This is a genomic window from Streptomyces sp. NPDC017979, assembly GCF_044328175.1.
Lineage (GTDB): Bacteria > Actinomycetota > Actinomycetes > Streptomycetales > Streptomycetaceae > Streptomyces.
Genome location: NZ_JBIRGU010000008.1, coordinates 112920 through 133804, shown reverse-complemented (window position 1 = coordinate 133804; position 20885 = coordinate 112920). Strand labels below are relative to the sequence as shown.

Here is a 20885-nt window from a genome sequence, read left to right as displayed (position 1 = left end):
CGCGTCCCGGCCTACTCGTCCGACGGCTCCTTCTTCGCCCGGCTGGGCTGGACCCGCTTGGGCTCCCCAGGCATCTTCGGGTACTCCGGCGGATACGGCAGGTCCCCGAGCCCGTGGTCGGCCTCGTCCTTGCGGGCCGCCTCCAACAGCGCCTCCAGGCTGAAGCGCGTGTCGTCCATGTCGGCGTGGACGTCGCCCACCTGCGCGTACCGCTCCGGCATCGTCTTGATGTCGAAGTCCTCCGGGCGGGCGTCGTCGACCTCCTCCCAGCGCAGCGGCGCCGAGACCGGTGCGTGGGGCCGCGGGCGGACGGAGTAGGCGGAGGCGATGGTGCGGTCGCGCGCGGTCTGGTTGTAGTCGACGAAGATCCGCTCGCCGCGCTCCTCCTTCCACCACTTGATGGTCACATGGTCCGGAAGTCGCCGTTCCAGGAGCCGGCCGCAGGCGATGGCGGCTCGTCTGACCTGCACGAACGTCCAGTCAGGGGTGATCGGGACGAAGACGTGGAGGCCGCGTCCGCCGGACGTCTTGGGCCAGCCGCGCAGCCCGACGCCGTCGAGCACGTCCCGCAGCTCGTGGGCGGCGCGCACCGCGTCGACGTAGTCCGTGCCGGGCTGCGGGTCGAGGTCGATGCGCAGCTCGTCGGGGTGGTCGGTGTCCGCGCGGCGCACCGGCCAGGGGTGGAAGGTGACCGCGCCGAGGTTGGCAGCCCAGACGACGGCCGCGGGTTCGGTGGGGCACATCTCGTCCGCGGACCGTCCGCTGGGGAAGGTGATGTGGGCGGTGGGGATCCAGTCGGGGAGGTACTTGGGGGCGCGCTTTTGGAAGAAGGACTCGCCGTTCACCCCGTCGGGGTAACGCTCCAGGGTGGTGGGGCGGTCGCGCAGGGCGCGGGTGACGCCGTCGCCCACCGCGAGGTAGTAGCGGACCACGTCCAGCTTGGTGTATCCGCGCTCGGGAAAGTAGATCTTGTCGGGGTTGGAGACGCGGACCGTCCGCTCCCCCACGTGCAGTTCCATCGCTCGGCCGGCCATGTGCGCCAGGGTAAGTTGCGCCGACATGCCTCGCATACCGGACAATCCCCCTATGGACCTCCCGGTGATGCCGCCCGTGAAGCCGATGCTCGCCAAGTCGGTGAAGGCGATTCCGCCCGGCATGCAGTACGAGGCCAAGTGGGACGGCTTCCGGGCGATCGTGCACCGCGACGGCGACGAGGTGGTGATCGGGTCGCGCACCGGCAAGCCGCTGACCCGCTACTTCCCCGAGTTGGTGACCGCGCTCACCGCGAACCTGCCGCCGCGCTGCGTCGTGGACGGCGAGATCGTGATCGTGCACGACGGCCGGTTGGACTTCGACCGGCTCACCGAGCGCATCCACCCGGCCGACTCCCGGGTGCGGATGCTGGCCGAGCGGACCCCGGCCAGCTTCGTCGCCTTCGATCTGCTCGCCCTCGGGGACACGGCCCTCCTCGACACCCCCCTCACCGAGCGTCGGGCCCTGCTGGAGCGGGCGCTGGCCGACGCCCGGCCGCCCGTCCACCTGGCACCGGCCACCTTGGACCTGGAGGTGGCCCGCAGATGGTTCGACCAGTACGAGGGCGCCGGCCTGGACGGGGTCGTCGCCAAGCCGCTGCACCTGCGCTACCGCCCCGACACCCGGCTGATGTACAAGATCAAGCACGAGCGGACCGCGGACGTCGTGGTCGCCGGCTACCGCTTCCACAAGAGCGGCCCCGTCGTCGGCTCGCTGCTGCTCGGCCTCTACGACGACGGGGGCGTCCTCCAGCACGTCGGCGTGTGCGCCGCCTTCTCGATGAAGCGGCGCGCGGAGTTGGTGGCGGAGTTGGAGCCGCTGCGGATGGACCCGGCGGACGACCACCCGTGGGCCGCCTGGGCGGACGAGAGCGCCCACGAGTCGTCCCGGCTGCCGGGCGCGGTCAGCCGCTGGACCGGGAAGAAGGACCTGTCGTGGCTGGCGCTGCGCCCGGAGCGGGTGGCGGAGGTGGCGTACGACCACATGGAGGGCACCCGCTTCCGGCACACGGCGCAGTTCCGCCGCTGGCGCCCCGACCGGACCGCCGCCGGCTGCACGTACGCACAACTGGCGGAGCCGGTGGGGTACGACCTGGCCGAGGTGCTGTCAGAGGGCGCCGGCGGCGGATGACGCAGTCGGGTCGGGCGGGCCGGGGCTCGGGCTGGCGCCGGGGCCCGAGTCGGACGGCGAAGGCGCCGGCTCCGACGGCGAGGGTGCCGGGCTGCTGGGCGAGGGGCCCGGCTCCGACGGGGACGGGCCGGGGACCGAAGGGGACGGCCCGGGGCTCGTGCCGGGCCCGGACGGCGAGGGCCGCGGGGACTGCCCGGGCCGCGGCGGTTTCGACGGCGGGCCCGGCTTCGGCGTGGGGCGCGGCCCGACGACGATGCCCCCGCCGCCCTCCTTCGGCGGCTGGCCGACCGGGTGGACGGGCGGGTTGCCGCCCGCGCCGGGCGTGCCCGGCAGCACGCCGGTGCCGTCGGGCACCGGGTGGGCGCCGGACCGGTAGAACGCCAGCCACGCCAGCACCGTGCGCACGTAGGCGCGCGAGCGGTTGTACGACAGGACGGCCCGGTCCAGGTCGGCGGCGACCGTCAGGTCCCGGCCGCCCGCGCACAGGTAGCGCCCGGCGGCGAGCGCCGCGTCGTACATGTTGTGGGGGTCCCGCCGGCCGTCGCCGTTGGCGTCCTGGCCCCATCCGGCCCAGGTCGAGGGGATGAACTGCATGGGCCCCACGGCCCGGTCGTAGCGGGTGTCCCCGTCGTACGCCCCGTCGTCGGTGTCCGGGACGTGCGCGAAGCGCACCCCGTCGAGGACCGGGCCGAGGATCGGCGTCAGCGTCGTGCCCCGGGAGTCCAGTCGGCCGCCGCGGGCCTGGCCCGACTCCACCTTGCCGATCGCGGCGAGCAGTTGCCACGGCAGCCGGCAGCCGGGGTCGCCGCGCCGGAGTGCGGCCTCGGCGCCGCGGTAGGCGGCGAGCACGGTCGCGGGGATCCCCGCCTGCACCCGGACCGCGGCCGTCTGCACCGCAGCACCGACGGCCGGGCCCGCGCCGGGGCGCACTGCGCCGGTGACCGGGCTGGTCAGGGGCGGGAGTTCGGTGTGGTAGACGTCGTCGTCCACGGGCCCGGGACCGGTCGCGTACGGCTCGACGGGCTGCCGCTCCCCCGCCGCCGCGGGCGACGGGCCGCCGTGCAGCGGCGCCTGGGACGCGGTGAGGGCGGCCATGGCGGCGAGCGCCGCGGCGGTGGCGACGGCTCCCCTGCGGGTGCGCTGCCTCACGACCCGGCCCCCAGGGTGTCGATGGCGGTGACCGTCCAGCGGTCGCCGGTGCGGCGGGCCTCGACGGCGAGCATGGCGGCTCCGTAGCTCGTCTGGCCCTTCGTCGCGGTGCGGGTGTTGCTCTGGTCGGCGAAGACCAGGACACGGGCGCGGTCCCCGTCGATGCGTTCCACGCCGCTCTTGGTCACCGTCGTGGTGAGCACCAGCTTCTGCTGCGGCCCCTCCTTGCGCACGGCCGCGAGCAGGTCGGCGTGCTGGCGCACCGCGGCGCCCGACAGATGCGTCCCGGCCGCCCGGTCGAGCGCGGCGGGCTCGGCGAAGTTGTACGAGAACAGCGCCTCGACGGCCTGGGTGACCTGGCCCTTGAGCTCGCTGGTGCGGGCGACGTCGGCGAGGGCGGCGTTACGGGTCGCGGGGTCGTCCCGCAGGGCGGAGCTGCGGTGGGCGGCGTAGCCCGCGAAGCCGGCGAGCAGTACGGCGAGCGCGCACAGCAGCACCGGCAGCCGGGCCCGCGGGGCGGACCCGGTCGGACGGCCATCGGACGGCGGGGCGCTCTCACGGTCGCCCCGTTCGGGGGCCCCGGCGGATGGCGGGCGGCGGGTGGCGGGGGCGGCCGGGCCGCGGGGCGTCGTCGCCGCGGCCAACCTCCGCTGCCGGTTGAGCAGATGACGGGTGGTCGACATGTCCGGTCCTCTCACAGCGTGGTGCGGCAGCGGCTCTGGGCGGGGCGTCCTTGGGGGCGGAACCCGCCGTCAGGAGGCGCCGACGGGCGCCTGGCCGAGGGCGCTGAGCTTCCAGCCCTTCGGGGTGCGGGTGAGTTCGGCCAGCATCCGGCTGTCCTTCGGCGTCGGCTTCTCCTTGGGCGCGGTCACCGTGATGCGCAGGGCGACCATGACGCTCGCCTTGCCGGCCCGGTCGTCGAGTTCGGTCACGGCCCCGGAGAGCACCTTCGCGGTGGTGACGGTCTTCGCCTCCCGGATCTGCCGCTCGAACTCGCCCCGCCCGTCGGTGAGCTGCTTCAGCAGCTCGCCGGTGGTGGAGTCCTGCCAGGTGGCGAGGCCGCCGGCGACGTCCCGGTGGTCGAGGGTGTTGAGGTTGAGCACCGCCTGCCGGCCCGCGGCGAGCACCCGGTCGCGCTCCTTGGCGTACGCGGCGGAGTCGTCGTGGGCCGCCGCGTACCAGGACCGGCCGGTGACGGCGGCGAGCACCGCGGCGCCGAGGGCGAGCACGAGCGCCGCGGCCACCAGCGGTCTGCTCGTGATGCCGGCGACCGCGCGCCGCACCGGCCCCGCCGTGTCGTGCTCCTGCTTTCGGGTCATGAGGGCTTCCCCTAACGGGACGTGATGTCGACGATCTGCCAGCGGTCGGCGCGCAGTTCGGCCGCCACGGTGAGCTGGGCCGCCGCCGTGGTCGGCGCCTTGCCGCGACGTTCGGCCACCTGGTCGAGGAAGAGCAGCAGCCGGGCACTGGTGTCGGTCAACCGGGACACCGCCACCCGGACGACGTGGGTGGTCAGCGTCAACTGCTGCTCCGCCGCCCGCTTCTCGACCTGGCCGAACAGCTCGCCGTACTGCCGTGCCGCCTTGCCGGCGAGCAGTCGGCGCGCGGCGTCGCGGGTGGCGGCGGTGGTGTCCGGCGCGTAGGAGAAGATCCGGGTCACCGCGCTGCTGACGTCCCCGGTCACCCGGGCGGTGGCCGCGGTGTCGACGAGCGCCCGGTTCGCCGTCGCCGGCGCGCCCTCCAACTGGTGCGCCCGGACGAGGAGTCCGGTGGCGGCGACGGCGAGCGCGAGGGCCGCCGCCAGCAGGGCCGGCACGAGCCGGCGCCGACGGACGGGGGCCGGGGGCGGGTCGTTCTCGGGCGACGTCCGGGGCGCCGGTATCACCGGTCGGACGTCCTCGCTGGTGCTCATCGTCGCCCCCGGGGTGGGTGAGTGCGTGGTGGCGTCGGACGTGGTGTCATGCCCCACCGACCGGGACGGCGGTGAGGGACTCGACCTTCCAGCCGGCGTCGGTGCGGACGAGTGCGGCTTGGAGCCGCTGGCGCTCGGTGGTGGCGGTGCTCTTCTCGGACGGGGACGCGGTCGGCGTGTTCGTGACGGTGACGGTCGCGATCAGCTCGGCCGTGCCGGCGCGGGTGTCCAGGGCGGTCAGGGCCGCGTCGGTGACGGTCGCGCGGGCCGTTGCCGCGGTGGCCGGCTTCCCACCCGCCCCCTTCGCCCCGCGGGCCGTCGCCGGGGACTTCGTGAGCTGCGCGCGCAGGGGCCCGGTGGACGCGTCGAGCCACCCGCGCTGCGTGGCGCCCGGGTCGTCCGCGTCGAAGCTGGAGAGCCGGGCGAGGTGTCGGGTCGCGTCGGCGAGCACCCGGTCCCGGGCCTCGGCGTACGCACGCGAGTCGTCGCCGCGGGTCGCGGCGTACGACCAGCCGGCGTATCCGCACAGCAGCACCGCGAGGGCGACGGCGGCCCCGGCCGCGAGGGCGCGCAGCCGACGGCGGTCCGGCGCGGGGGCGTGGTCCGTCGTGGGGCTCATCGTCCGACCTCCAGTCCGAGCAGGGCGCCGAGCCCCGGGGGCGGGCCCGCGGCGCCGCGCTGTCCGGTGCCCCCGGGTACGGCGGGCGCGGGCAGCGGGCCGCCGCGGGGCGCGTTCGCGCTGCCGCGCACGTTCACCCCGCTGCTGGCGGGCGAGGCGCACCGGGCCCGGGTGTTCACTTCGTCGGTGGGGCTCACGTCGGTGCCGACGCGGTAGCGGGTGCCGCCGTACCCGGCGGTGCAGGGCAGCGGGTTGAAGAACGTGACGGACATCCCCAGCCGTACGCCCTGCGCGGTGATCGCGGTCGATCCGGCCGCGGCCACGGCCGGCATCTTCACCAGCAGCTCTTCGATGCCGCGCTGTCGGGTGACGGCAACCTCCGAGGTGGTCAGCAGGTTCGCGACGACGACGCCGAGGGCGGGGTCGAGGTCCTTGAGCAGCCCGGTGAGCTGGCCGGCCGCGTCGGGTGCGGCGGCGATGAGCCGGCGCAGGTCGGCGTCGGAGTCCTTGAGCTGGGCGGCGAGCTCCTTCGTCCCCTTGGCGAAGGACCGCAGGGCGGCGCCCTGTTCCACCTGGGTGCGCAGCACCCGTTCCCCGTCGTCGATCAGCCGCACGTTGACGGGCAGCGCCCGGTCGGCGGCGCGGACGAAGTCGTCGCCGCTGTCGAGCAGCACTTGGAGGTCGTCGCCGCGGCCTTGGAGCGCGGTGCCGAACTCGTCGACGACGGTGCGCAGCGAGGTCAGGTCGACGGAGGAGGCGAGGGCGTCGACGCTGGTGAGCACCTGCGTGACGGGGGCGGGGACCCGGGTGTCCCGCTGGGCGATCACCGAGCCTTCGGCGAGGTGGGGGCCCCGGTCGGTGCGCGGTCGCAGGTCGACGTACTGCTCGCCGACGGCGGAGAGGCTGGCGACCACGGCTTCGAGGTCGGCGGGGATCTTCGGGGCGGACTTCTCGATGCGCAGTTCGGCCTCGACGCCGTCTTCCGTGAGGTCGATGGGGCCGACCCGGCCCACCGAAACGCCCCGGTAGGTGACGTTGGAGTGGGTGAACAGGCCGCCGGTGCGCGGGAGTTCGACGCGGACGGTGTAGTGGTCGCGGATGCCCACGTAGCGGCCGAGGTCGGCGTAGCGGATGCCGACGAAGGCGAGCACGACGACGGCGATGACCAGGAAGGCGAGGTTCTTGAGATGGGTGCCGAGCGTGAGCATCAGCCCTTGCCCCCCTTCGGTGTGCCGGGGCTGACGGCGGGCAGCGGCAGAGGGAGGGGTGCGCCGCCGCCCGCCGCCTTGGTGACGGCCCGTTCCTTGGGTGGGACCAGTTCGGGGATGATCTGGGTCCCCGGGACGGCCGTCACGTCCAGATACACGTTCAGGTAGTCGCCCTTGACGCCGCGCAGCACCTCGTCCGTGAAGGGGTAGGTCAGCAGCACCTGGAGGGAGTCGGGCAGCGCCCGGCCGGAGTCGGCGAGCGCCTTGAGCGTGGGGGCGAGCGCCTTCAGGTCGGCGATGGTGTCGTCCTTGCCCTTCTCGATGGTGTCGACGGCGACCGCGGAGAGGGTGTCCAGGGAGCGCAGCATGGTCAGCAGTGCACCGCGCTGTTGTTCCAGGACCTTCAGGCCGGGGCTCAGGTCGGTGAGGAGGCGGCCGACGTCCCGCTTGCGCGTGGCGAGGGTGGTGGAGAGGCGGTTGAGACCGTCGAGCGCCGCGGTGATGTTCTCCTTGTTGCCGTCGAGGCTGGTCACGAGGGTGTCCATGCGTTCGAGGAGGGACGCGACCTGGGGTTCGCGGCCGCCCAGTGCCTTGTTCAGCTCGGTCGCGATGTTCTTGATCTGGGCGATGCCGCCGCCGTTGAGGAGCAGGGAGAGGGCGCCGAGCACCTCTTCGACCTCGGGGTTGCGGTTGGTGCGGGCGATGGGGATGGTGGCGCCGTCGGCGAGGGCGGCCGTGGTCGCCGGCGCGTTCTCGGCGGCGGGCGGCGGCGCGAGTTGTACGTACTTCTCGCCGAGGAGGCTGGACTGTTCGATGTGGGCGACGGCGTTCGCGGGGAGCTTGACGTCGCCGTTGACGCGCATGGTCACCCGGGCCGACCAGGCGCCGGGAGTGAGGCTGATGTCGGTGACGCGGCCCACGGCCACGTCGTTGACCTTCACCGCGGACTGCGGGACGAGGCTGAGCACGTCGTCGAACTCGGCGGTGATCCGGTACGGATCGCTGCCGAGGTCGGCTCCGCCGGGCAGCGGCAGGTCTTCGATGCCGGCGAGCTGGGGCATTCCGGACGAGCAGCCGGTGAGGGTCAGCGCCACGGCGAGGGCGGTGGCGGCGAGGGCCGGGCGGGCGGTTCTCACGGCGCCCCCTTCGATCCGGGGGCGCTGCCGTACACGGTGCCGACGGCCGGCAGCGGCAGCCGGGGCAGGGCGCCGCGCCGCTCGTCCGGTACCGGCGCGAGGCCGGCGAGGGAGCCGTCGGGGCGGGCGGGGTCGGGTCCGTAGGTGAGCTCGTTGAGGTTGGCCCGACCGTTGAGGGTGCGGTGCACGGGGTCGTAGGTGTTGAGGACGTTGCCCACGGCGAGCGGTGCGACGTCGAGCGCTTCCGCGAGGGAGGCCCGCTGGTCGACGAGTGCCTGGGTGAGCGGGACGAGGGCGTCGACGTTCTCCTTCAGCGCGCCCCGGTTGTCCTCGATGAAGGTCTTCACCAGCTTCAGGGCCTTGCCGAGCTCCTTCAGGGCGGCGGACAGGTTCTCCTTGTCGTCGGCCAGGAAGCCGGTCACGGTGGCGAGTTGCTGCTCCGCCTTGGCCACCTCGCCGTCGTTCTTGCGCAGCATGGCGGTGAACGACTGGAGGTGGGCGAGGGTGGCGAAGAGGTCTCCGCTGCTCTTGTCCAGGGTCTTGGTGGCCTTGCCGAACTGCTCGATGGAGTCGCCGATCGCCTTGCCGTTGCCCTTGAGGTTGGCGGCGCCGGTGTCCAGCAGGCCGGCGAGGGCGCCGTCGGCGTTGGCGCCCTTCGGGCCGAGGGCTTCGGCGAGTTCGGTGACGGACTCGTAGAGCTGGTCGACCTCCAGGGGCATGGCGTTCTTCTCCGCGGGCAGCACCGCCCCGTCCTTCAGGCGCTCTCCGCCGGTGTAGGCGGGGTCGAGTTGGACGTAGCGGTCGGCGACGACGCTGGGGGCGACGACGACGGCGTGGGCACCCTTCGGCACGGGGACGTCGGCGTCGACGAGCAGGGTGACCTTGACCCGGTCGCCGACCGGCTCGACCTCGTCGACCCTGCCCACCTTGACTCCGAGGACGCGCAGGTCGGAGCCTTCGTACACGCCGGTGGTCCGGGTGAAGTAGGCAGTGATCCTGGTCGTTTCGCCGTCCTTGACGGCGAGGGCGCCGGGGACGGCGACGGCGGCGACGATGGCGAGGCCGGCGGCGATCCCGACGGCTCGTCTGCGGTTCACGAGGCACCGCCCTTGGGCTTGGGCGGCATGCAGTCGTTCGCCGGTTGCGCCCCGGGCGGCAGGTAGTCGCGGGGGAACAGGCCGCAGACGTAGGAGTCGAGCCACCGGCCGTTGCCGAGGGTGTTGCCCACGATGCGGTAGTACGGCCCGGCGAGCGCGAGGGTGCGGTCGAGGTCGGCGCGGTTCTTCACCAGCACCGCGGTGACCTTGGACAGGGCGGTCAGGGTGGGCTCCAGTTGCTCCTGGTTGTCCTTGACGACTCCGCTGAGCTGCTCGCCCAGCTTGGTGGTGCCGGTGAGCAGGAGGTGGATCGCGTCGCGCCGGGACTCGATCTCGGCGAGCAGCAGGTTGCCGTCCGTCAGCAGGGTTTCGAAGCTGCTGTTCTTGCCCGCCAGGGTCTTGGTGAGCTGCTTGCTGTTCTTCAGCAGCGTGGCGAGTTGGGCGTCGCGTTCGGAGACCGCTTTGGAGAGCGCGGAGAGTCCGGTGGCGGCGCTCTTCACGTTCGGCGGGGACTTGGCGAAGGTGGCCGAGATGGTCGCGAAGCTCTTGGCGAGTTGGGCGGTGTCGATCTCCTGGATGGTCTCGCCGAGTCCGTTGAACGCCTGGGTGACGTCGAAGGGCGAGGTCGTGCGGCTGCTGGGGATCCGCTGGCCGGGGTCCTGGCGTCCGCCGCCGAGCGGGTCGACGGCGAGGTACTTCTCGCCGAGCAGGGTCTTGATCGCGATGGCGGCGGTGCTGGCGTCGCCGATCCAGGCGCCGTCGACCCGGAAGGAGACGGCGACCTTGGCGCCGTCCAGCCTGACGCCGGTGACCTTGCCGACCTTCACGCCGGCGATGCGCACCTCGTCGTCCTCGTCGAGGCCGGCGGCCTCGGTGAAGTCGGCCGTGTAGGTGGTGCCGGGGGTGAAGGAGTCGGCCCGGTAGGCGGCGACGCCGAGCAGCGCGATCAGCAGCAGCCCGACGGCGCCGACGACCACGGGGTTGCGCTCCCGCACCGGCTTGAACAGGGGTTTCGCCCGGCGCTTCATGACCGGCACCTCCTCGTCGTGGTGCTGATGCCGGTCGGGGGCGGGGCGCCGGTGGAGGTGGTGACGCCGGTGACCTTCGCCTCGCACAGATAGAGGTTGAACCAGGAGCCGTAGGAGGCGGTGCGGGTCAGGGCCCGCATCTTCTCCGGCGTCCGCTTCAGGAAGTTCTCGACCGCGGGGGCGCCCCGGTCGAGTTCGCGCGAGAGCCGGCCCAGTTGGTGGATGTCCTCCTTCAGCGGCGCCCGGCCGTCTTCGAGGAGCCCGGCGGTGACGGTGGTGAGGTCACCGAGGGCGGTGACGGCGTCGCCGAGGGGCTTGCGGTCCCCCGCGAAGCCGCTGACCAGTTGCTGGAGGGTGGCGACGAGGTCGTCGAACCCCTCCTCGCGGTCGTTGACGGTCTTCAGGACGGTGTTGAGGTGGGTGATCACCTCGCCGATGACCCGGTCCTTGCCGGCCACGGTGGTGGTGAGGGAGCCGATGTGGCGGATCAGGCTGTCCACGGTGCCGCCGTCGTCCTGGAGCACCTTGACGATGGACCCGGCGAGTTCGTTGACCTCCTTCGGGGACAGCCCCTCGAAGAGGGGTTGGAAGCCGTTGAAGAGTTGGGTGAGGTCGAGGGCGGGGGTGGTGCGCTCCACGGGGATGGTGGCGCCGGCGGCGAAGCTCCCCCCGACGCGTCCGGCGCCCTGGTCGAGGTCGACGTACCGCTGGCCGACCATGTTGCGGTACTTGATGGCGGCGGTCACCGAGGCGGGCAGCGCGCGGCCCTGCTGGACGGTGAAGGAGACCTCGGCCAGGCGCCGGTCGGCGACCCGTACGGACTCCACCCGGCCCACCTCCACGCCGGCGATCCGGACGCTGTCGCCGGCGATGAGCCCGGTGGCGTCGGTGAAGCGCGCCTTGTAGGCGGTGGTGTCGCCGACGCCGGGGCCGGCGATGCTGACCGCGAGGACCGCGGTCGCCAGCGCGGTGACGGCGACGAAGACCAGTGACTTGACCAGGGGTGCGGCCGTGCTGCGGCGGCTCATTTCAGGGTCACCTCCGCTCCCCGGAAGACGGGACCGGTCAGGACGGTGCTCCAGTCGGGCAGGTCCTCGGGGGTCTTCTTCAGCGCGGGGGCGATGAGTTCGTTGACGAGTTGGTTCTCCTGTGGAGAGTTCGGCAGCCCGAGCGGCGGCGCCTGGGTCGGGGTCGGCGCGGGCCGGGCGTTGTAGGGGACGGCGTAGCAGTGCGGGCCGCCCGTCGAGTCGTACGCCGGGGTGTCCTTCCCCGGCCGGTAGGCGCCGCGGGAGGGGACGGTGGTGACCTGTACCTGGAGCCCGGGCCGGTCGGTGCCCTTGCCGAGCGCCTTGTCCATGGCGGGGACGAAGCCGGCGAGGGTGCGCAGGGTGCAGGGGAACGACGGCGAGCGGCGGGCCAGCAGTTCCAGGGTGGGTCGGCCGGTGGCGGCCAGTCGGATCAGGTTGTGCCGGTTGGCGTGCAGGAAGTCGGTGAGTTCACGGGCGGTCGTGGTGGTCGCGCCGTACAACTCGGCGAGTCGGGCCTGTTGGTCGACGAGGGTGCCGCTGGTGGTGGTGAGGTCGACGACGGCGTCCAGGACGTCGGGGGCGACGTCCGCGTACAGCCGGCTGACCTCGACCAGCCGGGCGATGTCCCGGTTGAGCTGCGGCAGGTGCGGGTTGAGCTCCTTCAGGTGCGCTTCGAGGGTGACGAGGGTGCGGCCGAGTTGGTCGCCGCGGCCCTGGAGCGCCTGGGCGGCGGCGGTCAGGGTGGCGGACAGCTTCGCCGGCTGTACGGCGGTGAGCAGCGGCAGCACGTCGTCCAGCACCTGTTCCAGCTCGATGGCGTTGCTGGAGCGGTCCTGCGGGATGGTGTCGCCGGCGGCGAGGGTCCGTCCGCCGCCGGACGGCGCCCCGGATGCCGGTGGGACGAGGGCGACGAACCGTTCGCCGAAGAGGGTGGTCGGCAGCATCTGCGCCCGCACGTCGGCCGGGACGTGGCGCAGTCGGTCGCGGTCGATGGCGAGGGTGAGCCGGGCTCCGTTGCCGTCGGCGCGTACGGCGCGCACCTCGCCGACGACCACTCCGCGCAACTTCACCTCCGCGTTGGTGTGCATCTCGTTGCCCGCGGAGGAGGTCAGCAGGGTGACGGTGGCATCGTCGGAGAAGTCCTTCTGGTACACGGACACCGACAGCCACACCAGCAGCACCGGCACCAGCAGGAAGACGAGGCCCGCAAGGCGGGTGCGCAGCGTCGTCAGTGCGGTGGGGCGCCCGGTCATCCCGCCACCTTCACCGTCGTGGTGGCTCCCCAGATCGCCAGGGAGAGGAAGAAGTCGGTGACGCTGATCAGCACGATCGCATTGCGCACCGAGCGGCCGACGGCGACGCCGACGCCGGCCGGGCCGCCGCTGGCGCGGAAGCCGTGGTAGCAGTGGGCGAGGATCACCAGCACGCTGAAGACGAGCACCTTGAGGATGGAGAGCAGGACGTCGGTCGGGGAGAGGAAGAGTTCGAAGTAGTGGTCGTAGGTGCCGGCCGACTGGCCGTTGAAGACGACGGTGGTCCAGCGGGACGCCAGATAGGAGCTGAGCAGGCCGATCGCGTACAGCGGAATGATGGCGACGACGCCGGCGATGATCCGGGTGGTGACCAGGTACGGCAGCGGGCGCACCCCCATCGCTTCGAGGGCGTCGACCTCCTCGTTGATGCGCATGGCGCCGAGTTGGGCGGTGAAGCCGGCGCCGACGGTGGCGGAGAGCGCGAGCCCGGCGACCAGCGGGGCGATCTCCCGGGTGTTGAAGTAGGCGGAGACGAAGCCGGTGAAGGCGGAGGTGCCGATCTGGTTGAGGGCGGCGTACCCCTGGAGGCCGACGACGGTGCCGGTGAACAGGGTCATCGCGATCATCACGCCGACGGTGCCGCCGATGACGCCGAGGCCGCCGCTGCCGAAGGCGACTTCGGCGAGCAGGCGCTGCACCTCTCGCAGGTAGCGGCGCAGGGTGCGCGGGATCCAGACCAGGGCGCGGACGTAGAAGACGAGTTGGTCACCGGAGCGGTCCAGCCAGCGCAGCGGGGCGACGGGGGCCATCGGCTCAGCCCCCCTTCGGCGGGACGATCTGGAGGTAGATCGCGGTGAGGACCATGTTGACGAAGAAGAGGAGGAGGAAGGTGATCACGACGGACTGGTTGACCGCGTCGCCCACCCCTTTGGGGCCGCCGCGGGGGTTGAGTCCGCGATGGGTGGCGACGATTCCGGCGATGAAGCCGAAGATCAGCGCCTTGAGTTCGCTGATGTAGAGGTCGGGCAGTTGGGCGAGGGCGGAGAAGCTGGCGAGGTACGCGCCGGGGGTGCCGTTCTGCATGACGACGTTGAAGAAGTAGCCGCCGAGCGTGCCGACGACGGAGACCATGCCGTTGAGGAGCACGGCCACCAGCATGGTCGCCAGGACCCGCGGCACCACCAGGCGCTGGATCGGCGAGACGCCCATGACCTCCATGGCGTCCAGCTCTTCGCGGATCTTGCGGGAGCCGAGGTCGGCGCAGATCGCGGAGCCGCCGGCGCCGGCGATCAGCAGGGCCACGATCAGCGGGCTGGCCTGCTGGATGACGGCGAGGACGCTGGCGCCGCCGGTGAAGGACTGGGCGCCGAGCTGCTGGGTGAGGGAGCCGACCTGGAGGGCGATCACCGCGCCGAAGGGGATGGAGACGAGGGCGGCCGGCAGGATGGTGACGCTGGCGACGAACCAGAACTGTTCGATGAACTCGCGCACTTGGAAGGGGCGGCGGAAGACCGCCCGGGTGACGGTGGCGGCGAGGGCGAACAGCTTCCCGGCCTCGCGCAGGGGGGCGAGCAGCGGGAGCGGGGCCGGCGGTGCGGGCGGGGGCTTCGGGGCGCCGGCCGTACGGGTCGGATCGGGGTCCGGGTCCGGCCCGCCGCCCCTGATCGGCAGTTGTTCGGTGCTCATCGGGGCGCCACCTCGCCCCCGGCCGGGGCGTAGCTCTGCTGGATGGCGGTGCGGGCGGCTTCGGGCAGGGTGTCCAGCAGGGCGTGCACCCGCTCCCTGCGGCGGCCGACGGCGCGGCGTTCGGGCATGCCGGGCGAGGGTTCGAGCTGGGGTGCGATGGGTCGGGGTGCCAGCGGGGCGCTCTGCCCGAGTTGCTCGCGGGCGAGGGTCGCGGCGTCCTTCTCCTCCGACATGCCGATGGGGCCTTCGCGGCGTCCGCTGAGGAACTGGGCGACGACCGGCTCCTCGCTGGTGAGGAGGAGTTCCCGGGGGCCGAAGGCGACGAGTTCGCGCCGGAAGAGCATGCCCATGTTGTCCGGGACGGTGGCGGCGATGTCGAGGTTGTGGGTGACGATCAGCATCGTCGCGTCGATCTGGGCGTTCAGGTCGATCAGGAGTTGGGAGAGGTAGGCGGTGCGCACCGGGTCGAGTCCGGAGTCGGGCTCGTCGCAGAGCACGATCTGCGGGTCGAGGACGAGGGCTCGGGCGAGTCCGGCGCGTTTGCGCATTCCGCCGGAGATCGCTCCGGGGAGTTTCTCCTCGGCGCCCACGAGGCCGACCATCTCCATGCGTTCCATGACGGTGCGCCGGATCTCGGACTCCTTCTTCCGGGTGTGCTCCCGCAAGGGGAAGGCGATGTTGTCGAAGAGGGACATGGAGCCGAAGAGGGCGCCGTCCTGGAACATCAGGCCGAAGAGCTTGCGGGTTTCGTAGACGTCCCGCTCGGGGCTGTTGACCATGTCGACGCCGTCGATGAGGACCCGGCCCCGCTCGGGCTTCAGCAGCCCGATGATCGACTTCAGGAACACCGTCTTGCCCGTCCCGGACGGTCCCAGCATGACGCTGACTTCGCCGGCGGGCAGGGTGAGGGTGACGTCCTGCCAGATGTTCTGCTTGCCGAAGGACTTCGTCAGTCCGTCGACGACCACTTCGATGCCCATCCCACCTCCTGCGGGTGATCGCGACCGCGTGCCGATTTCCGTACTCACGAAGTGACGAGTTGACGAAGTGACCGAGCGACCAGATGACGAAGGCGTGCGCAGAGGGCGCACGTTAAGTTCACGGACCGTGCCGGGACAAGTGCCGTGCGGATCATTGAGCGGTGCGGTTCCGGGCCGCCGCGGAATTTGTCATCGGGTGACAATGCGCCGCGGCGGCTTGTGCATTTTCCGCGCAAGGGGAATGCGGTGAGCGGCGGTTAGGGCAGTACGGCCGAGTGCCAGTTGCGGGAGAGCACCTTGCCGGCGTCGGGGCGGACGAGGCCGGGTGCGGCGAGTCCGCCGCTGTGGGTGGCGGCGCCGCCCAGGGTGAGGCTGTTGTTCCCGGCCGGCGAGGGCAGTCCGGTCTTCAGGTCGATGGCGCCGTTGAGGACTCCGAGCAGTCCGCAGCCGGTGGCCTTCGGCACGGCGAAGGTCGAGTCGCCCTGGTTGTTGCCGGTGAGGGCGAAGCGCAGCATCGAACCGGCGGTGTTCGGGGTGCCGTTGCCGTCGAAGCGTTGGACGGCGAGGGTGGGGGCGGTGGTGTTCTGCGGCCGCAGCACGACCGGGTCGGCCGTCGAGCCGATGTAGCACTGCGAGCCGAGGAAGGGGTTCTGGAGCCGGATCCGTACGGGCAGCTTGACGATCTGCTTTCCGCTCGTGAGCCCGGCCGCGAGGTTGAACTCGGTGGGTGCGCCGGCGGACTCCACGGTGGCGGTGACCCGGTTGAGTGCGTTGTCCGTGAGCAGCTTGCAGATGTCGGTGACGACGGGGATGTCGCCGGGGCACATCAGGCCGAGCAGCCCGCCGGGAATCTCCGTCGGGGCGCCGACGACCGCGCCGCCGGCGGGCGGGACGACGGTGAAGGTGCCGGCCTTGGTGTCCTGCACGACGCCGAACTGGAGGTCGTTGGCGCCGGTGGTGGCGGTGACCTTGCCCAGTTTGATCGAGCCGCCGGGCGACTTGGACGAGACGCAGGTGGCAACGGTCGCCTGACCGTCGGCGGCGAGCATGGCGGGGGCGTCGACGGGACAGCGGGTGAACGGGGCCCAGTGCCCGTTCAGCCGTACGTCCGCGGCCGCTGCGGTCGTGGTGGACGGGGGTGCTGGTGCTGTCGGGGCCTGCGAGGCGGCTGCGGGTGCCGCGCCCAGGGGGATCGCCAGCAGCAGCGCGGCGAGCACGCCGACGCCGGTGGCGCGCCGCGCGCGGGTGCGGCGCGGTGGTTCGGGGACACGTCTCATCTCTCCCTCGGTCCTTTCCGGTGGTGGGGAGTGGTTCCGGTGGTGGGGAGCGGTGCGGGGGCGCCCTGGTGCCTGGTGGGGCGGTGCCTCAGCGCTGCGGCTTCGGCACGTCCTTCGGCTCCAACTCGGGCGTGCAGTACTTGGGGTCGGGGCGGGCCACGCCGGAGGCGCAGGGCGCGCCCTGGACCTGTTTGATGTAGTTGCCCGGGCCCGACACCGCGGAGGTGAAGACGGCGTCCAGGTCCTCGCCCACCCCGCAGCCGCTGAAGGGCGGAATCGTCACCGTGGAGGTCAGCACTCCCCCGGTGATCAGCTGGTAGCCGTCTCCGCGGCCCTTCAGGATGCCGGTGAGGACCACGTGGTCCTTGGTGTCCTGGGCCGGGTCGGGGTCCTTGGAGTACAGCGATCCGACGGTGCGGCAGTCGGGGCCGACGTCCAGCGGGACGCCGTTGACCTCGACGTCGGTGAGCCGCAGCACCAGCGGCACCCGTACGTACGTAACCCCGGTCGACTTGGCCAGCAGGATGTCCGAGTCGATGGTCATGGTCTTCGTCTGGATCAGCTCCATCGTCGCCGTGGTGGGCATGAAGCCGTACGTCAGGAAGGTCGCGGGGGACGGCTTCATCATCCGCTTGCCCTGCCAGTCCAGTTCGCCGGTGGCGTGTTGGACGAGGTGGAGCCCGTCGGGCTTGGGGACGATCTTCTTCCACTTGTCGACGATCTTGTTGCAGGAGAGCCGGTTCAGCCCGGCGGCCTTCTGCTTGGCGGCGTTGGCGTAGCCGGTGACGTACGCGACGAGGGCGAGCGGGTCGGTCCGGTCGCCGACGCAGGGCGGTGCGGTGTCGGCCGGTGCGCCCGGCGCTGCGGGCGGCTCGGCCCGCAGTTCGCGGCCGGGTCCGGTGTCCGCGTCGGGGGCGGCGTCCCCCTGTGGCCCGTCCGGGGCGCCGGGGCCGGGGACGGGCGTGGAGGCGGACGGCGCGGGCGGCGCGGCGGTCGCCCGGTCGCGGACGTCGACGCTGGCCAGCCGGCCCGCCCGGCCGAAGTCGGGCGTGCAGTCGAGCGCGAGCGTCGGCGGTTCGGCGGGGGCCCCGTCCGCGGTGCGCAGGGCGAGGTCCACGGCGAGGGCGCGGGCGGTGAAGGTGAGCGGCCCGGTGTCGCCGGGGGTCACCACGGGCACGGGCCCGGCAGCGGTCAGCCGCACCCGCTCGCCGTCCTCGGAACCTGGTGCGGGGACGGTCACCGCCCCCTCGGTGGCGCCCTCCCAGGTGACGTCGGCCCGGTGGCGCCGCTGGGCGAGGGCGACGGCGAGCCGGGTGGTGGCGGTGACCTCCGTCGCGGAGAGCGCGGCGAGTTCGGCTCCGGCCTCCGCGGAGAGGGTGACTTCGGTGGTGACGTCCTCGACGGCGAGCGGCCGGCCCGGCGCTCCGGTGGCGGGCAGCCGCGCGGCGACGGTGACGTCCACGCTCCGCTTCCCGGTGGGGAACGCGCAGGTGTAGGCGAGGTCGACGGCGATGCGCCGCTCCTCGTCGGCGGCGCGGGCGCCGGGCATCAGCAGCGCGCCCAGGACGGCCGCCGCGACGGCGGCGCGCACCGCCGTGCGGGAGCGGAGACGGGTGCGGGCGGTTGCGACTCGGCGCCCGGCCCGGTGGTACGGCGTCCTCACGAACTCACGGCTCCCTCCGCGCTGCTTCCGGTACGACGACGGATCGCGCGGCGACCGGCTCACCAGGGCCGCCGCGCGATCCTCGAACACCCCCGGGCCCCTCCCGCGCCGGCGGGGCCCCCACCTGGTGGACCAGGTGGTTAGGGGGTGCCGACCACGGTCGGCCGCACCCCGCCGGCGCCGGTGACGGTGAAGTCGCCGTTGAAGGTGGGGTGGTCGCCGTTCTGCGCGATGCCGGCGCAGCCGGGGCTGGCGTTGGCCACGGTCAGCAGTCGCCCGCTGTTGGAGACGCTGAGCACGCCGGTGCCGTTGGAGTAGCTGACGCTGACCTCTCCGACGACGTCGAACTCGCAGGTGAGGACCCCCAGTCGGGCCTGCACACCGGTGATGTAGCCGGTGGTCACGCCGGCGCTGTGGTTCTGCGCCATCAGCTTCCACGGCGGGTTGGTGTCGGTCACCGGCTCCACCGGACCCAGCGGGCTGGTACAGGGATTGGCGGCGTTGCCGAAGGTGACCGGTGAGATGCTGCCGATGGCGGCGGGGTTGCCGGTGGCGTTGGACAGCGTGCCGCCCGCAGTGGCGATCGGGCAGCTCAGGGGGATCCCGTTGAGGTCCAGGACCGTGTTCGTGGAGACGGCGGAGAAGGTCAGCGGGGAGGAGGGGCCCACCGTCCAGTTCGTGGGCTGGGCCAGCGCCGGGCCGGCGGCGAGGGTGACGGCGGCCGCGGCCCCCGTGACGACCAGGGCGGCCTTTCTGAGCGGATTTCTCAACGGAGGATCCTTTCGGTTCGTCAGCAAGACGTCTTGCTCGGCGGTCGTGCTCCACGCCCGTGGGGGAAGCCCGCTGGCCGGTGCGGCGCACTGAGCACGACGGGGAATCCCGGTCATGAGCGATTGACCGGATTCGGCCATGCCCGATCCATGACGCTGCGAGACGTTACTTGCGGGAAACATCGCGCACAATCCCGCCGTTCAAGATTCTCCACACAGGCGCTTTTCCTCGTCACCCGGTAAGCATTTACCGTGCCGGCCTTGTCATTTCCTGCGCAAAAACCTGCCCGACCCGGGGTTGCTCGCAGTTCGCGCCGGGCTGCGCCTGTCACGCCCCGACAGTGCCCGGGCGCCCCACATCGGGCCGCGGGCCGATCGATCGGGGCCCGGCGCGGGGTGACCACAGGCGCTCCAGCGAGCCCGACCACCCTCCGGAATACCACCTTCCAGACGATCGAGCCAAGAAACCCATGAGTAGTGAGTGGCTAAAACTCTCCCCCTTGACGACCCATCAGGGCGACCGAATTCGCCGGGCTTTTGTCAATCCGCCACAATTCGCGGCGAGTGAATTCATGCGACAGAGAGCGTTTTCTTGCCCTTGTGGCGCCTCGGTTCCCAAATGGTGTTCACCGCGTCACCGTTGGTCTATCTTGCAGCGTGCCGAGGGGAGGTTCGATGCCGAGTACGGTGCACCTGTCGGACAGCGGGGAATCGCTGGGGCCGCTTCCGCAAGAGTTCGCCGCGATCATCCGACCCGAACTCCCCAGCCTGATCAAGGAGATCGGGATCGAGGTCACCCGCGCGTATCCGGAGTACGCACGGCTGCTGAACGGACCGTACGGGCAGGGCATCCGGGTGGGCGTGGAGCAGTCGATCTCGGTCTTCGTCGACCAGGTCGCCGAGCCGTCCGCACCGTCCACGCTGCGGGACGAGATGTGCCGGCGCTTCGGACGCTACGAGGCGTACGAGGGCCGCACGCTGGAGTCGCTCCAGGGTGCCTACCGGCTCGGTGCGCGCGTCGCGCTGCGCCGGGCGAAGAAGGTGGGCCGCAGCTACAACCTCTCCCCCACGATGATGCTCTCCTTCGCGGACGCGCTCTTCGCCTACGTGGACGAGTTGGAGGCGCTGTCCCGCGAGGGCTATCTGGCTGCGCTGTCGCGCTCCGGCGAGCAGCACGAGATCCTGCGCCGCCGGCTGCTGCACCTGCTGCTGGCGGGGCCGCCGGTCCCCCGGACCGCGATCGCGGAGCTGTCGGAGCAGACCGGGTGGCTCCTGCCCGAGCAGGTCACCCTGGTCGCCCTGCGCTCCCCCGCCGTGCTGGAGCGCACGGACATGGACAACGATGTCCTCGCCGACCTCAGCGACCCCCAGCCGCACCTGCTGATCCCCGGCCCCGTCGACGCGGCCCGAAGACGGATGCTGGACGCGGCGCTGTTCGGTACCCGGGCCGCGGTGGGGCTGCCCGTGCCGGCCGCCGATGCGCACCACTCGATCCGCTGGGCCCGCCGCACCCTGGAGCTGGTCGACACCGGCGTCGTTCCCGACGCCCCGCTGGTCCTGGCCGAGGACCACCTCGTACAGCTCTGGCTGTTGTCGGACCCGGGGTTGTTGGACCACCTCGCGGCCCGAGAACTCGGGCCCCTCGCCGCCCTCACGCCCACGCGCCGCGACCGCCTCGTGGACACCCTGCGGACCTGGCTGGACACCCGCGGCACGGCGGCGCAGATGGGCGAGCTGCTCGCCGTCCACCCGCAGACCGTGCGCTACCGGATGCGCAATCTGGAGTCGATCATCGGCGATCAACTGGTCGACGCCGAACGCCGCTTCGCCATCGAGTTGGTGCTGCGCGCCCGTGACCTCAGGCCCCGTGGCCTTGCGGAGGGCCCGTGAGGCCCCGCGGGTCAGCTCAAGCGCCG

20 protein-coding genes are annotated in these 20885 nt (G+C 72.4%); 2 read left to right on the top strand and 18 right to left on the bottom strand.

What is annotated here, in order from left to right:
* Positions 1-11 precede the first annotated feature (11 nt).
* On the bottom strand, positions 12-1034 hold the full coding sequence (ligD, locus tag ACH4E8_RS21520) for a non-homologous end-joining DNA ligase (protein ID WP_398450499.1): 1023 nt from the start codon (positions 1032-1034) through the stop codon (positions 12-14).
* 52 nt (positions 1035-1086) lie between these two features.
* On the opposite strand from ligD, the gene ACH4E8_RS21515 reads away from it, so the two are divergent.
* Positions 1087-2163, top strand: coding sequence for an ATP-dependent DNA ligase (locus tag ACH4E8_RS21515; RefSeq protein ID WP_398450498.1), 1077 nt, complete (start codon positions 1087-1089; stop codon positions 2161-2163).
* Here ACH4E8_RS21515 and ACH4E8_RS21510 read toward each other — a convergent pair.
* From ACH4E8_RS21510 to ACH4E8_RS21430, 17 genes are all read right to left on the bottom strand, one after another.
* Entirely contained in the window at positions 2140-3312 is a 1173-nt protein-coding gene (locus ACH4E8_RS21510; protein ID WP_398450496.1) for a lytic transglycosylase domain-containing protein, read from the bottom strand. The two genes, ACH4E8_RS21515 and ACH4E8_RS21510, sit on opposite strands and share 24 nt — an antisense overlap.
* The gene (locus ACH4E8_RS21505; protein ID WP_398450494.1) at positions 3309-3995 is read right to left on the bottom strand and encodes a hypothetical protein; all 687 of its coding nucleotides are present in this window, start codon (positions 3993-3995) and stop codon (positions 3309-3311) included. Before ACH4E8_RS21505 ends, ACH4E8_RS21510 begins: the two co-directional genes overlap by 4 nt.
* A 69-nt stretch (positions 3996-4064) precedes the next feature.
* Positions 4065-4631 carry a hypothetical protein gene (locus ACH4E8_RS21500; protein WP_398450492.1) on the bottom strand — a complete coding sequence of 189 codons (567 nt, stop codon included), beginning with the start codon at positions 4629-4631 and terminating at the stop codon, positions 4065-4067.
* Between the two features lie 11 nt (positions 4632-4642).
* On the bottom strand, positions 4643-5224 hold the full coding sequence (locus ACH4E8_RS21495) for a hypothetical protein (RefSeq protein ID WP_398450491.1): 582 nt from the start codon (positions 5222-5224) through the stop codon (positions 4643-4645).
* A gap of 46 nt (positions 5225-5270) precedes the next feature.
* Complete coding sequence (locus ACH4E8_RS21490; protein ID WP_398450489.1) at positions 5271-5843, bottom strand: hypothetical protein; 573 nt, start codon at positions 5841-5843, stop codon at positions 5271-5273.
* Positions 5840-7051, bottom strand: coding sequence for an MCE family protein (locus ACH4E8_RS21485; protein ID WP_398450487.1), 1212 nt, complete (start codon positions 7049-7051; stop codon positions 5840-5842). The genes ACH4E8_RS21490 and ACH4E8_RS21485 overlap by 4 nt, the downstream gene beginning before the upstream one ends.
* Positions 7051-8187: an MCE family protein gene (locus tag ACH4E8_RS21480; protein WP_398450485.1), complete on the bottom strand. Its 1137-nt coding sequence runs from the start codon at positions 8185-8187 to the stop codon at positions 7051-7053. Before ACH4E8_RS21480 ends, ACH4E8_RS21485 begins: the two co-directional genes overlap by 1 nt.
* Entirely contained in the window at positions 8184-9284 is a 1101-nt protein-coding gene (locus ACH4E8_RS21475; RefSeq protein WP_398450483.1) for an MCE family protein, read from the bottom strand. Before ACH4E8_RS21475 ends, ACH4E8_RS21480 begins: the two co-directional genes overlap by 4 nt.
* Entirely contained in the window at positions 9281-10312 is a 1032-nt protein-coding gene (locus tag ACH4E8_RS21470) for an MCE family protein (RefSeq protein WP_398450481.1), read from the bottom strand. The genes ACH4E8_RS21475 and ACH4E8_RS21470 overlap by 4 nt, the downstream gene beginning before the upstream one ends.
* Positions 10309-11340 carry an MCE family protein gene (locus ACH4E8_RS21465; RefSeq protein ID WP_398450479.1) on the bottom strand — a complete coding sequence of 344 codons (1032 nt, stop codon included), beginning with the start codon at positions 11338-11340 and terminating at the stop codon, positions 10309-10311. Before ACH4E8_RS21465 ends, ACH4E8_RS21470 begins: the two co-directional genes overlap by 4 nt.
* Positions 11337-12593: an MCE family protein gene (locus ACH4E8_RS21460; RefSeq protein WP_398450477.1), complete on the bottom strand. Its 1257-nt coding sequence runs from the start codon at positions 12591-12593 to the stop codon at positions 11337-11339. The genes ACH4E8_RS21465 and ACH4E8_RS21460 overlap by 4 nt, the downstream gene beginning before the upstream one ends.
* Positions 12590-13402, bottom strand: coding sequence for an MlaE family ABC transporter permease (locus tag ACH4E8_RS21455; protein WP_398450476.1), 813 nt, complete (start codon positions 13400-13402; stop codon positions 12590-12592). The genes ACH4E8_RS21460 and ACH4E8_RS21455 overlap by 4 nt, the downstream gene beginning before the upstream one ends.
* 4 nt (positions 13403-13406) lie before the next feature.
* On the bottom strand, positions 13407-14279 hold the full coding sequence (locus tag ACH4E8_RS21450) for an MlaE family ABC transporter permease (protein ID WP_398450474.1): 873 nt from the start codon (positions 14277-14279) through the stop codon (positions 13407-13409).
* Entirely contained in the window at positions 14276-15259 is a 984-nt protein-coding gene (locus tag ACH4E8_RS21445) for an ABC transporter ATP-binding protein (RefSeq protein WP_398450472.1), read from the bottom strand. Before ACH4E8_RS21445 ends, ACH4E8_RS21450 begins: the two co-directional genes overlap by 4 nt.
* Positions 15260-15516: 257 nt before the next feature.
* On the bottom strand, positions 15517-16536 hold the full coding sequence (locus ACH4E8_RS21440) for a hypothetical protein (protein ID WP_398450470.1): 1020 nt from the start codon (positions 16534-16536) through the stop codon (positions 15517-15519).
* Positions 16537-16624: 88 nt separating this feature from the next.
* Positions 16625-18199 carry a DUF6801 domain-containing protein gene (locus ACH4E8_RS21435; protein WP_398450469.1) on the bottom strand — a complete coding sequence of 525 codons (1575 nt, stop codon included), beginning with the start codon at positions 18197-18199 and terminating at the stop codon, positions 16625-16627.
* A gap of 140 nt (positions 18200-18339) precedes the next feature.
* Positions 18340-18969, bottom strand: a complete 630-nt coding sequence (locus ACH4E8_RS21430; RefSeq protein ID WP_398450467.1) for a hypothetical protein — start codon at positions 18967-18969, stop codon at positions 18340-18342.
* Between the two features lie 675 nt (positions 18970-19644).
* Between ACH4E8_RS21430 and ACH4E8_RS21425 the strand changes: the two genes are divergently transcribed.
* Positions 19645-20859, top strand: coding sequence for a helix-turn-helix domain-containing protein (locus ACH4E8_RS21425; RefSeq protein ID WP_398450465.1), 1215 nt, complete (start codon positions 19645-19647; stop codon positions 20857-20859).
* The last annotated feature ends 26 nt before the right edge of the window (positions 20860-20885 follow it).